This window comes from Bacillus sp. (in: firmicutes), assembly GCF_031983925.1.
Classification (GTDB): Bacteria; Bacillota; Bacilli; order Bacillales; family Bacillaceae_G; genus Bacillus_A; species Bacillus_A pacificus.
The window spans coordinates 12,549-25,612 of record NZ_DALYZR010000013.1 but is presented as its reverse complement, the minus strand read 5'-3'; the positions used below and the strand labels follow the sequence as shown (position 1 = coordinate 25,612).

The 13,064-nt window shown below is 35.3% G+C and carries 14 protein-coding genes and 1 pseudogene; 5 read left to right on the top strand and 10 right to left on the bottom strand.

All coding sequences use genetic code 11. The annotated features are described in order from the left end of the window. Window positions 1–74: 74 nt before the first annotated feature. The 3 genes and pseudogenes from gerE to RTP99_RS24055 all read right to left on the bottom strand — a co-directional run bounded on the left by gerE (window position 75) and on the right by RTP99_RS24055 (window position 3,098). The gene (gene gerE, locus RTP99_RS24065; RefSeq protein WP_000659484.1) at window positions 75–299 is read right to left on the bottom strand and encodes a spore germination transcription factor GerE; all 225 of its coding nucleotides are present in this window, start codon (window positions 297–299) and stop codon (window positions 75–77) included. Between the two features lie 165 nt (window positions 300–464). Further along, complete coding sequence (locus RTP99_RS24060) at window positions 465–1,760, bottom strand: purine/pyrimidine permease (protein WP_041184706.1); 1,296 nt, start codon at window positions 1,758–1,760, stop codon at window positions 465–467. A 97-nt stretch (window positions 1,761–1,857) separates the two neighbouring features. After that, window positions 1,858–3,098: pseudogene (locus tag RTP99_RS24055) on the bottom strand (amidohydrolase family protein). Between the two features lie 182 nt (window positions 3,099–3,280). Here RTP99_RS24055 and RTP99_RS24050 point away from each other — a divergent pair. Beyond that, complete coding sequence (locus RTP99_RS24050) at window positions 3,281–3,466, top strand: PspC domain-containing protein (RefSeq protein WP_000044337.1); 186 nt, start codon at window positions 3,281–3,283, stop codon at window positions 3,464–3,466. Window positions 3,467–3,536: 70 nt separating this feature from the next. On the opposite strand, the gene RTP99_RS24045 is transcribed toward RTP99_RS24050, so the two are convergent. Beyond that, on the bottom strand, window positions 3,537–4,109 hold the full coding sequence (locus RTP99_RS24045) for a helix-turn-helix domain-containing protein (protein WP_000658051.1): 573 nt from the start codon (window positions 4,107–4,109) through the stop codon (window positions 3,537–3,539). A 100-nt stretch (window positions 4,110–4,209) separates the two neighbouring features. Here RTP99_RS24045 and RTP99_RS24040 point away from each other — a divergent pair, with 100 nt between their 5' ends. Then, complete coding sequence (locus tag RTP99_RS24040; protein ID WP_001201659.1) at window positions 4,210–5,175, top strand: DMT family transporter; 966 nt, start codon at window positions 4,210–4,212, stop codon at window positions 5,173–5,175. A gap of 144 nt (window positions 5,176–5,319) precedes the next feature. Continuing rightward, window positions 5,320–5,985, top strand: a complete 666-nt coding sequence (locus tag RTP99_RS24035) for an MIP/aquaporin family protein (RefSeq protein ID WP_000913200.1) — start codon at window positions 5,320–5,322, stop codon at window positions 5,983–5,985. A 58-nt stretch (window positions 5,986–6,043) separates the two neighbouring features. Here the strand turns inward: RTP99_RS24035 and RTP99_RS24030 are convergent, their stop codons facing one another. The 3 genes from RTP99_RS24030 to RTP99_RS24020 form a co-directional block, all read right to left on the bottom strand. Continuing rightward, window positions 6,044–6,475 (bottom strand): Rrf2 family transcriptional regulator, encoded by a 432-nt coding sequence (locus RTP99_RS24030; RefSeq protein ID WP_000512998.1) that lies wholly within the window; start codon window positions 6,473–6,475, stop codon window positions 6,044–6,046. A gap of 118 nt (window positions 6,476–6,593) precedes the next feature. After that, window positions 6,594–7,814, bottom strand: coding sequence for an ABC transporter permease (locus RTP99_RS24025; RefSeq protein WP_001224998.1), 1,221 nt, complete (start codon window positions 7,812–7,814; stop codon window positions 6,594–6,596). 2 nt (window positions 7,815–7,816) lie between these two features. Next, the gene (locus tag RTP99_RS24020; protein ID WP_000058127.1) at window positions 7,817–8,701 is read right to left on the bottom strand and encodes an ABC transporter ATP-binding protein; all 885 of its coding nucleotides are present in this window, start codon (window positions 8,699–8,701) and stop codon (window positions 7,817–7,819) included. Between the two features lie 343 nt (window positions 8,702–9,044). Between RTP99_RS24020 and RTP99_RS24015 the strand changes: the two genes are divergently transcribed. Then, window positions 9,045–9,872 carry a 5'-nucleotidase, lipoprotein e(P4) family gene (locus tag RTP99_RS24015; RefSeq protein ID WP_000782777.1) on the top strand — a complete coding sequence of 276 codons (828 nt, stop codon included), beginning with the start codon at window positions 9,045–9,047 and terminating at the stop codon, window positions 9,870–9,872. Between the two features lie 26 nt (window positions 9,873–9,898). Here the strand turns inward: RTP99_RS24015 and motB are convergent, their stop codons facing one another. Together motB and motA are read right to left on the bottom strand one after the other, a co-directional pair. After that, window positions 9,899–10,684, bottom strand: a complete 786-nt coding sequence (gene motB / locus RTP99_RS24010) for a flagellar motor protein MotB (protein WP_001256752.1) — start codon at window positions 10,682–10,684, stop codon at window positions 9,899–9,901. Further along, the gene (gene motA / locus RTP99_RS24005; RefSeq protein ID WP_000344868.1) at window positions 10,674–11,468 is read right to left on the bottom strand and encodes a flagellar motor stator protein MotA; all 795 of its coding nucleotides are present in this window, start codon (window positions 11,466–11,468) and stop codon (window positions 10,674–10,676) included. Before motA ends, motB begins: the two co-directional genes overlap by 11 nt. A gap of 265 nt (window positions 11,469–11,733) precedes the next feature. Between motA and RTP99_RS24000 the strand changes: the two genes are divergently transcribed. After that, window positions 11,734–12,513, top strand: a complete 780-nt coding sequence (locus RTP99_RS24000; RefSeq protein ID WP_000720209.1) for a M15 family metallopeptidase — start codon at window positions 11,734–11,736, stop codon at window positions 12,511–12,513. A 36-nt stretch (window positions 12,514–12,549) separates the two neighbouring features. Here RTP99_RS24000 and RTP99_RS23995 read toward each other — a convergent pair whose 3' ends face one another. Then, complete coding sequence (locus tag RTP99_RS23995; RefSeq protein WP_000822739.1) at window positions 12,550–12,996, bottom strand: acyl-CoA thioesterase; 447 nt, start codon at window positions 12,994–12,996, stop codon at window positions 12,550–12,552. Window positions 12,997–13,064 lie beyond the last annotated feature (68 nt).

Below are 13,064 nucleotides of genomic sequence, written 5' to 3'. Positions count from 1 at the left end.
GTTCTTATCATTCATATAGAACAAGAAACAGACAGAAAAATAGCCGACTCTTCATTTAAAAGTCGGCTTTCTTTTTATAACTCGAGCTCTCCCATGCGAAGAAGCTCAACAACTGCTTGTGAACGTCCTTTAACCCCTAGCTTTTGCATTGCGTTTGAGATGTGGTTACGAACTGTCTTTTCACTGATAAAAAGTTCACCTGCAATTTCCTTCGTTGTTTTATCTTGAACCAGTAATTCAAATACTTCTCTCTCTCTCTTTGTGAGTAAAGGTTTAGATTGATACGCTTTTTCCTTCAACTGGTATAACCCTCCTTGCTTAAGCCAGAGCTGTGTATGTGTAAGTTGGGTGTTTATTTAGTCAAGATATTGTATGAACGAAATGTGCGGGTGGTGAATGAAAATGGGCTTTATTTCACATGTTATTTTAGACTTTTATACAGTGCAGACACTCCTTGCATCCACTCACTTTTCAGTACGCCATATTTGTTCTAGTAAAATGCTAACAACGGTACCTACGAACAAACCATTTCCAAATATATATTGTATAACAGACGGTAAGGACTGGAGCGCTCCAGACGGTAGAAACATAACGCCGCTGCCAAATAATACTGCAACGCCTAAAATTGTTATATTCCTTTCATTAAGCTCCACTTGTTTTATATTATTGAATCCAATTCCAATTAGCTGTACGAATGAAGCCATTAAAACCGCAGAAGCGACAGCGGATGGTAAAGATGCTAAATAACGAATAATACTTGGGAACATCGACATTACGACTAGTAACATACATGCTAGTAAGAACGATCGTATATATTTTTGTTTCGTTAAACGTATAAATCCTGCCGTTGCTGGTAACGGCACGACACCTACAGTTGAAAATACGGAAGAGATGATATGTGAAATTCCTCCAACCCATGTTCCATCTTTCAACTGTTTTTGTTCAATAGTCGCTTTATGAATAGTTGCTTGATTAATCGCTATAATAGCTGCCACTGTATTTGAAACTAAAATACATACCATAACGAAACTCGATACAGCCATACCTGTATTCCATTTTGGAAGTCCCCAAGCAAATATTTGCGGAAGTTGCACAAAATGAGTTACTTGAGCTGGAATCGTCACTTTTCCTGCAATGAGAAAAAGAATCCATCCACTAATTAATCCTATTAAAACTGCATAACTTTTGACAAAACCTTTTCCAAAATTAGATAGTATAATAACGAACAGAAATATACTAAAAGCGATCATTGCTGTAAATCCGTCGATTTGAGAAACAGTAGCAGTAATTCCTAGCATTCCTTTTAAAAATACACCGCTTAATTGTAAGCATAATAAAAGTAAAAACGTCCCTGTCACAAGCGGCGTAAACAAAAATAAAATACGTCCTATAAAACCAGTTACCCCTAACCCTATTAAAATAACACCGGAAATTATCATTCCTAATTCTAAAATTTGCAATGTACTATGTAATTGATCTTGTCCGGCCGTTGCGTAAGCAAGTACGGTAAATACTCCAACCCAAGATCCAGCTGGCCCATCCGCAATTGGCAGCCTATGCCCAACCCACCCTTGTAAAAAAGATGATATACCAACTACAAAAAATGTACGCTGCATTAAATAAAATATGTCTTCCGTCGTAAGATGAAATAATCCGCCAACGACAATTGGTAATGCGATTGAATTCGCTAATAAAAATATAAACCATTGCAAAGTTCCCATAATATGATTTTGATTATGTTGATTGTCCAAATTTTTCATCCTTCCTAGTAACCTATAAGAAATATATTTCAAACATAAAAAAGAAGAGTTCTATACTCACAATTAGAACCCTCCTCAAAACATTTAAACGATTCTTTTACACAAGATTATTAAATTTAACCTCACTTAAACTTCCAACAACAATATTTCCTTTATGCACGACTAAATGCTTCTCTGTTTGACGCGCTACTGCTTCAGCGACGCATGTTGCATTCGTCAAAACAAAACTCGCTCCATCTCCTACATTCGGCCAAGCTCGCTTCCCTTCACTGTTTAACGTTTCTTTTCCTCCCGTAATAAAGCGAAGTGCTTTTCCTAACGATCTTTCATCACTCCATCCAAAACGTTCCGCTAATCGATTTGCCTTTTGCAACATATCACCTGTTCCAAACGGTGACCAATGATCTGTAATACTATCATTTCCTAATGAAACTTTCACACCTTTTTTATCTAATAATGGAATTGGGATTACTTGTTTCCCAATTGGTACTGTTGAAGTAATATCAATGTGTAAAGCTGCTAGTCTTTCCGCCACTTCTTCAGCTTCTTTATCTGTAACACCACCAAGTCCAAGCGCATGACTAATCGTTACGCGACCTTGCCATCCCGCTTCTTCTGTTAAACTTGCCAATCTCTTCATCGTAAACGTCCCAAGATTATTCGCATCATGCAGATGAATATCAACGTCCGCATTAAATTCTACTGCGATATCCATAATGGTATGTAATGATTTTTCAATATCATTATCCACTGTAGCTGGATCCACTCCACCGACTAGATGCGCACCCATACGCATCGCATCTTTCACAAGTTGCACAGAATTACTGCGCAATAATCCATGTTGCGGAAAAGCAACAATTCTACCAGAAACCTGCTTTTTATATGTTTCCAACGCCGCTAACGTCGCCTCCAAATTACCAAGTCCAATAATTGGATCAACATTACAATGCGTTCTTATATTCGTTGCACCATTTTGAAGCAATAACGCTAGCATATTTTCCGCCCTATCTTGAGCAGTTGCTAATTGCTTCGGTAAAATTTCCTCTTCTTCATGAAACTTGTAAAAATACTTTCTGCTGGCATACAAGCTTTCCAAGGACCACTATAATATGTTTTATCAATATGAATATGCATCTCTTCGAAAGCAGGCAAAATTAATAAACGATTGGCATCAAAAATTGATACCCCTTCCTCTTGAATAGCCCCTGTTATCATTTTTTTAATTCTTCCATCTTCAATGAGTAAACTACATAACTCTGTTTCTGTTTGAGAAATTCTACCCTCTTCATATGTATACCCTGATTCAAGCATTACATTAGTCAGCCAATATACTGTCATCTCTATCCCTCCCACCCTTTATTGAAACTCACCTCATGATATAATTTTAATATCCACTGAAAATTAAGACAATTAATACGACTGTTTTCTAAAAAAAATGTAATACAACCTCATAGTCTTCTCATAAATTTCCATATAGAATAGAAGTATATAGCTTGTCATAAAAAGGAGTGGATTGGAAGATGTCAAAAAGGTTATGTAAATCCGAAACTGATAAAATGCTATTTGGTATATGCGGTGGTTTAGGAGAATATTTTGATATTAGCTCTACTCTCATTCGCATACTTTGGGTCATTGCTGTTTTATGTTTTGGGACAGGGTTTTTAGTTTATTTTATTTGTTTATTACTTATGCCACGCTCTTACTAATAACTTTCTTTCATATATTTGAGCATAGCGTATAAAAAATCCCCTATAGATTTTCTATAGGGGATTTTTTTCATGAAGAATATTTCATCGTCAAATGTAATACGGCTACTTCATCTTCTTCATTCTTATAACTATGTTTCTTATTCGCTTCAAATTGAATCGAGTCGAACTCATTTAATTCGTATACATCGCTTTCTACTTGAATCGATACTTTCCCTTTCATTACCGTTACAAGCTCAATAGCACCTTCATGATGCGCTTCTGGTTCATATATACTATTCGATCGTAAACAAGCACGGTGCATTTCCATCCCCGTTTCTTTCGTATAACGGAACATTGTTTCTAAATGCCATGCTTGTCCTACATCTACTGCAAATCCTTCTCCGCAGCGCGCAACAGCTACAGGTTCTCCAACAACCATCAATCTCGATAAAGGAATCGATAATCCTTTCGTTATTTTCCAAATGACAGCTAACGTCGGATTCGTTTCGCCTCTTTCAATCTTTCCTAACGTTAATTTACTAACTCCTGTTTTTTGAGCTAATTCTTCTAAACTTAATTTTTGCTCATTTCGAATTTGCCTTAATAACTGACCTACTTGCTGAATGACTTCTTTCGTTTGCATATCTTCATGTTCTTTCATCTATAAAACCACCTTAAAATATAAAATAGTTTACTTTTATAACGATAAAGTATATTATACTATACATATTCTTCAAGTTTCGAAAGGAGTGCTATACTTCATGCGCGCAATTTTATTAGGCCTTTTATCATCAGCCTTTTTTTCCGCAACCTTTATTATTAATCGAGCGATGAATGTATCTGGAACGAGCTGGGCTTGGACAGCTTCCTTCCGTTTTTTATTTGCTCTCCCTATTTTATTCCTTATCGTTTTATTTCGCAAAAACTTAAGGGGGTTATGGGAAGAATTAAAGAAACATCCATTGGCTTGGATCGGGTGGGGGTCTGTTGCTGGTATTGGTTTCTATTCTTTATTAAGTTTTGCAGCTGTCTTTTCTCCCGCTTGGCTCGTTGCTGGAACTTGGCAAGTTACTATATTAGCAGGTTTACTACTCTCGCCATTATTTTTCGTTAAAATAGAAACAAAATCAGGTACGAAACTTGTACGCGGAAAAATTCCACTTCGTAGTTTATATGTCGCATTATTTATTTTACTTGGTGTAATTTGTATGCAAGCAACTGCAGCAGGTCACATTACAATGACTCAGTTCATTTCAGGATTTTTACCTGTCGTGTTAGCTGCTTTCTTATATCCATTCGGTAACCGAAAAATGATGGAACTTGTTGGCGGGCGTCTTGATACATTCCAACGTGTATTAGGAATGGCAATAGGCAGTCTTCCTATAACAATTTTACTTGGTATATTCGGATTTTCTACTACGGGTATTCCAACATCAAGCCAAATGCTGCAAGGATTTTTGTTAGCATTATGTTCTGGCGTTATAGCGACAATGACATTTTTCTTTGCTACTGACTTAGCCAAAGATAATCTCGCTCTACTTGGAGCTGTTGAAGCAACGCAAGCTGGAACGATGGTCTTTACCGTGCTTGGCGAAATTGTTTTCTTAAATGGTTCATTTCCTGGCGGGCTTTCCCTACTTGGAATGATTATTATTATGTTAGGAATGGTTGCAAATAGCATTTTAAACCGTTCTGTTCCAGTCGTTAAACAGAAAAAAACAGCATAAAAAAAGAGTATGGTTCTGTGACAAAGAACCATACTCTTTTTTTATTGTCCCCCTATTGCGCCTTATCAGAATAGTATTTCATTAACGGTTTATACTAAAACCTATGTTATAATACGGTTCATGCGCAACAATAGGAGGTAAATTATGTTAAAAAAAGCAATCGCTGAATTTATTGGTACATTTGTACTAGTATTATTCGGAACTGGAGTAGCTGTCATTGGCGGCGGAATTGAAGGAATTGGAACATTAGGAATCGCTATGGCTTTCGGTCTATCTATTGTGGCTATGGCATATAGCATCGGAACAATTTCTGGATGTCACATTAACCCAGCAGTATCAGTAGCTATGTTCATCAATAAAAGAATGAACGCTATGGAACTTTGTTATTATGTATTAGCTCAAATTTTAGGTGGTTTATTAGGAACTGCAACGTTAGTAACAATTTTAAAATCTGCTAAAACACCTTTAGATAATTTAGGTCAAAACGGTTTTGGAACTCTTGGTTTATCTGGAGCATTTCTAGTTGAATTTATTTTAACTTTCGTATTCATTTTAGTAATCGTTGCTGTAACAGGTAAAAAAGGAAGTTCTTCTCTAGCAGGATTAGTAATTGGTTTCACATTAGTTTTAGTTCACTTATTAGGTATTCCGTTAACTGGAACTTCTGTTAACCCAGCTCGTAGTATCGCACCAGCTTTATTCGCTGGCGGAGAGGCACTTTCTCAACTATGGGTATTCATCGTTGCACCAATTGTTGGTGGTATCGTAGCAGCTATCGTAGGTAAATTCATTTTAAATACTGAAAAATAAAATTTTCAATATTTCTAAATAAAAAAGGCGAGCCCTCATTATGAGGATGCTCGCTTTTTTACTCTTTCATTTTAGACTTTAAATTTGTAACTAATTGATCTACTGTTACATTTGCAAGTACATTTTCCATCGCTTCTTGCGCTTGCATTAAAATAATTTCTAATACTGATTGAATATTAGCTCCTACTGGACATTCAATGTTGGGATTTTCATGGAAGGAAAATAGCTGTCCTTCTTCTACAACTTCCACTGCTTTATATACATCAAGTAATGTAATTTCTTCTAAATCACGAGCAAGTGTCGTACCACCTTTACCAGCTTGTACATCAACAAGTCCTGCTCTCTTCAACATTCCTGTAATGCGACGAATCACAACTGGATTTGTATTCACACTACCGGCAATCCATTCAGAGGTACAGCGAGAGTTTCGATCTATCGCAAGTAATGTCAACATATGAACACCTACTGTAAAACGACTACTAATTCCCATCTGCACACCCTCCTTTTTATTCATTCTATTAAAAGACGACTCTTATTATTATATACTATTTTTAATTTATACATAAAGAAAAAGCACGATTTCAACAGGAAATCATGCTTTTCTCTCATTATTGACGCTTTATAAATTTCGCTAAATCTTTAAATTTTACTTTGTCTGAGTAATTCATTACACCATTTACGTAAATGCGACTTGCAAGCATATTGACGATAGCAATAGTCACCAATAAAATGACTAAAGTCACAATAATCTCTACAGTTCCTGCTTCACCCGCTACAAGCCTTGAAAATGTAACCATAGGTGTAAAGAATGGAATATACGAACTAACTACAGCTAATGTACTATTAGGATCAAATAGTGATTTAATACTAATGAAAAATGCTGCTATACCTAACATTGTAATTGGGAACGAAAGAGATTGCACATCCTCAATTTTTGATACAACAGCACCAACCGCTGCATATAACATTGCATATAGTAAGTAGCCTGTAACAAAATATACAACGAACATACTAATTACTACAGCATCCAACTTGGAAAAGTCTAGTACAAGTCCTACTAAAGATGCATTTTCTAGGTCTACCCAACCTAATAAATACGGTACAAGAAAACCGAGAGAAGCAGTAATAAGTAATAGTAAAGCACTAGAAACAATTGCTAAAATTTTAGCATGTAGCATTGTTAATGGTTTTACTTTCGGAAGCATTAACTCCATAACACGGGATGATTTTTCGGATGCTATCGTCGTCCCAATTGCAGTTCCAAACACAATAATAAACATATATAAAGCAAACGAGAAAACATAGCCAATTCCAAAGGAAGATGCATGATCTTTTACCGCCTCTTGCTTTAACGGAATTTCCATCTGTAACTGTTTTGCTACTTCGGCAGATACGTTATTTTTTTCAATCATTACCGCTGTATACTGTTCCTTCAAATAACTTGCCATAAGTGTAGCCGTTGATTGACTCGGAAAACCACTATACATATACGTCACTTCTGGGATACCATTCTTTTCTGTAATACGGAATAAACCGTCTAAATCCCCATCTTCTACTTGCTTACGTAGTTTATTAAACTTATCCTTGTTTTCTACCGTTACTTTAGCAGACGGAAGTAACTTTGTTATATCACTTTCTTGCACTTTATACGTATCGCTTTCTGTTACTACAGCAAATTTATCTTTTCCTTTATCGTTATCAGCTGTGAAATGATTAAATGCGAAAAGCCCAAACACAACTAAAAACAAAATCGCACTCGTAATTAATGATTTTTTAGATAAAAACGCTTCTCTAAAATAAAATGAAAATACATGTGAAAATTTACGCATCGTTATTTCGCCCTCTCTACAAAGATTTCGTTTAACGTCGGCTCTAACATTTTAAATTGTCGTAAGGTAATACCTTGTTCTTGTAATTGTTGTAAAATGTTTAGAGCTTCTGCATCGTCTTGTACTTTCACATAAAGAAGGCCTTGTTGTTTTTCATACGATACATGAATAGCTTTTAATCCCTTCTCATTCTCTTCTGTATCTTCAATCGTTAAATTACGGAAACCATATTCTTTTTTAATATCACTTAATTGACCTTTTACGACTGCTTCACCTTTTTTCAAAATACATACATGTTGGCAAAAAGCCTCCACTTGTTCCATGCGATGACTAGATAAAATAATTGTCTTTCCGTTCTGTACTTGTTCTTCAATAATGCTAGCTAACATCCCCGCATTCACTGGATCCAGTCCGCTAAATGGCTCATCTAAAATGAGAAGTTCAGGGTTATGAAGAAGAGCAGCAATTAATTGGATTTTTTGCTGGTTCCCTTTTGAAAGCTCTCCTGCCGTTTTAAATTTATATTCCGGTATTGCTAATCGATCTAACCAGTGATCAATAGCAAGATCTACTTCTTTTTTCGTCATGCCTTCTAATCTGCCAAAATATCGCAACTGGTCTACTACTCTACTTTTTGTATATAAGCCTCTTTCTTCTGGTAAGTACCCTATCGTTACTCCACTAGTCCCAAATGATTTTCCATCCCATGTAATAGACCCTTCATTAGGCGTTAATAATCCGAGAAGCATTTTGATTGTCGTTGTTTTTCCTGCACCGTTTCGTCCAAGCAATCCTAACACTTCACCTTTTGGTAATGAAATTTGCAAGCCGTTAACTGCTTTTGATTCCCCAAATTGTTTCGTTAAGTTTTGAATTTGTAAACTCAAAGTATAAAGCCTCCCCTTTACTATCATTCATACTCTCTTTCAAAGACTATGTTTATACAAGATAAAATATAGCACTACACTTTATCCTCTTAATATGTAACACCGCCTTAATCCATCATTTGTTCTATTTAGTTAAAATTGTAAATATTATCGTACGATTTGTCAATTATTATTGTCATTTCGACAATTAAACTTGTCAAAATAATTCCCATCATTTTTTCTCATCTTTCTAATATAGGACATACTACTACATATACAAAAGACAATATGCAAATGTTCATAAAAAAATTTTATATTTTAATATATAATATAAGATGATTTTTTAACATCAAGGAGGATACATATGAAGATGAAGAGGGGCATTACCACTTTATTATCTGTAGCGGTTCTATCTACATCGCTTGTAGCATGTTCAGGAACGCAAGAGAAAACAGTGGCGAAAGAAGAGAAAGTAAAATTAACAGACCAGCAATTAATGGCTGATTTATGGTATCAAACAGCCGGTGAAACGAAAGCATTGTACTACCAAGGATACAATATCGGTCAATTGAAGCTTGATGCAGCTCTTGCAAAAGGAACCGAGAAAAAACCCGCTATCGTACTTGATTTAGATGAAACTGTTTTAGATAACAGTCCTCATCAAGCAATGAGCGTAAAAACAGGAAAAGGCTATCCGTATAAATGGGATGATTGGATTAATAAGGCTGAAGCTGAGGCCCTTCCAGGTGCAATTGATTTCTTAAAATATACAGAGTCTAAAGGTGTAGATATTTACTACATCTCAAATCGTAAAACAAACCAACTAGATGCAACAATTAAAAACCTTGAGCGTGTAGGCGCTCCTCAAGCAACGAAAGAACATATATTACTACAAGACCCGAAAGAAAAAGGAAAAGAAAAACGTCGTGAACTCGTTTCTCAAACACATGATATCGTTTTATTCTTCGGTGATAACTTATCTGACTTCACTGGTTTTGATGGAAAGTCTGTAAAGGACCGAAACCAAGCAGTCTCAGATTCAAAAGCACAATTTGGGGAGAAATTTATTATTTTCCCAAATCCAATGTATGGCGATTGGGAAGGCGCTTTATATGATTATGATTTCAAAAAATCAGATGCAGAAAAAGATAAAATCCGCCATGACAACTTAAAATCATTTGATGCAAAATAAAAGAGGATGGCATGTGCCATCCTCTTTTATTGCAAATTTCTCGTTAAAGGTAAAATAAACACTTCTACACGTCTATTTTTCGCTTTTCCTTCTTGCGTATCATTTGGAGCAATTGACCGGTATTCTCCGTAACCAACTGCACTAAATTTTCCTGGTTGTAATTCTTTATTTTGCAGTAATACTTGCATAAAATTAACTGCCCGCTGCGTACTTAATTCCCAGTTCGATGCAAATTGCGCATTTGCAATAGGAACATTATCTGTATGTCCAGATACTGTGATTTCACGAGGTGATGCTGAAACAAGTAAATTAGACATTTCTTTCGCAATACTTAACGATTCTAATTTTACGTCCGCTTTCCCAGAATCAAATAGTACATTTTCTAATATCGTTACCTTCAATCCCTTTTCTGTTAAATCAGTTTTAAAAGAAGAAGATAATCGATTTTCCTCAATATACTTATCAATACCTTTTTGTACCGCTTTTAATTCGTTCATTTCTTGTTGCTTTACTTCAGCTTCAGCATTCTTTTTAATCTTCTCAGACTCTAAACTACTTGCTGATAATTCCTTTTCATCATTTGGCTTCTGATCACTTAAAAATTCTTTGTTACCTGTTCCACCAGCTAATTCACTTCGAAAAGCAACAGCCATCTGTTTAAACTTAGCAGCATCTATACTGCTCATTGCGAATAAAACGATGAACAATGCAAACAACAACGTTAACATATCAGAATAAGGGATTAGCCAAGTTTCATCGATATGTTCTTCGTGTTTTTTCTTTTTACTTCTTCTATTTTTTTTACTCCGCATTTTTTTCTGCCCCTTTTTCAAGCTTTTTGCGCTCAGTTGCAGAAAGTGCACCTAAAATGCGGTTCTTCATAATAAACGGATATGTACCTTCTTGTAACATTAATAGACAATCAATAATTAAACGTTTTTTCTCTAATTCAGCTGCAGATTTTTGCTTTAATTTATTTGCAAATGGATGCCATAGTATATAACCTGAGAAAATACCAAAAATCGTTGCAATAAATGCACCCGAAATAGCGTGACCTAACTTTTCAATATCAGTTAAATTACCAAGTGCAGCTACAAGACCAATAACAGCACCTAAAACCCCTAATGTTGGTGCATATGTACCAGCTTGAGAAAAAATTGCTGCTCCCTTTGCATGCCTTTCTTCAATTGCTTCTAATTCAGCTTCTAAAATTTGTTCTAAATCTTCTGCAGATACGCCATCAATCACAAATTTCATACCACGCAAAAGAAATTCATCTTGAATTTTGTCTAATTGCTGCTCTAAAGACAAAATACCGTATTTTCTACTTTCAGATGTCCAATGAACAAACAATTCTAGCAACTGTTCATAACTTAAATCTTTTTTATTAGAACCAAAAAGAACTTTAAATAATTTTGGAATCTTTTTTAATTGATTCATTGGAAATGCTATACATACTGCAGCAAATGTACCAACGAAAATAATTAATGCTGCGGCAGGATTAACTAAGGCCATTACGTCAGCGCCCTTGACGACCATTCCTACTACTACCGCCACTACTCCTAAAATAATTCCAATAAGTGTTGCAAAATCCATTCCCATTCACTCCTAGTCTATACAAGAAGTTCTTTATTCTCGATAATCGCTACATCTTCTTATGTATATATATTACATAAAAAATGAATTTCATGAAAGACAAGAAATGAATTATATAAAAAAATACTACAATTTCACACATTTTCTGACATTTTCTTTGCATTTCTATTACGTTACGACTCTTATATTTCTTTTTCATTAAACTAGACTTATAATAAGAAACGATACACATTTTATTAAGAAAGGACTGTGATTACAAGGCATCATGAAAAAGATAATTATTATTTCTGCCACTACTATTGTAATCGGTATCACTTCTTTCGCTTACTTTAGTTCTAAATCACCACTACAAAATAATGCGAAAGCTGTCGAAAGTCAACAGCATAGTAACCACCAAAAAGAAGAGATTCCTGCTTTTCCAAAAGCTGATCATAATGCAAAGAAGCTAGACAATGATTTTTCCGTTGTAACAAATCCAGAGTCTAATCTTGTATTAGTTAATAAACATCGAAAACTACCAGACGGATACACACCTGAAGACTTAACGAGACCAAACGTACCATTTACTAGTCCAAAAGATAAAGAAAAAACATTGCTGCGCAAAGATGCTGCAGATGCGCTTGAAAGTATGTTTGAAGCGGCAAAGAAAGAAGGACTTGAACTTACAGCTGTATCTGGTTATCGTTCATACAAACGCCAAAAATCATTACATGATACATACGTTAGACGTCAAGGAAAAGCTGAGGCGGATTCAGTAAGTGCCATTCCCGGTACGAGTGAACATCAAACTGGTTTAGCAATGGATATTAGTTCAAAATCTGCTAAATTCCAATTAGAGCCTATTTTTGGAGAGACAAACGAAGGTAAATGGGTTGCAAAACATGCTCATGAATTTGGCTTTGTCATTCGTTATTTAGAAGATAAAACAGAAACAACAGAATACTCATATGAACCGTGGCATTTGCGCTACGTTGGAAATCCATACGCTACATACATATATAAACATCATTTAACATTAGAAGAGGCGATGGAAGACAAAAAATAAGAGAGCAAATTGCTCTCTTATTTTTCTTTCACTCTATCATTGTATTAATTTTTTCTTCCACTCTTCAGGCCACGGTTCGCCTCTTCCCGTTTTTTTCGACGCTTGGACCATCATTCCACGACCAACTAAACAAACTTCTCCTTCTGCATTCTTCACCATATAATGCAAATCTAATGAAGAATTTCCAACTGATCCAGCTTTTACATACACCTTCAACTGTTCATCAAAATATATTTGCTTAATAAAATTACATTGTAAATCCGCAACAACAATCATCGTTTCTGAAGATTCATGCGTCCATTCTTGCATAAATCCAAGTTCTTTAAACAATGCGATACGTGCTTCTTCAAAATAGGTAAAGGCAACGACATTATTTACATGTCCAAACATATCTACTTCACCAAAACGAACCTTTACAGGATTGTAAAACGAAAAACCACTTTCCCATTGCTCAAAGTCTTCAATATAAGAAATTCTCTTCATTGTTCCCTCTCCTTTTCACTTCAAAATAAACAGAATAAACAGAATAATACAGTTATAAATATTGCCCC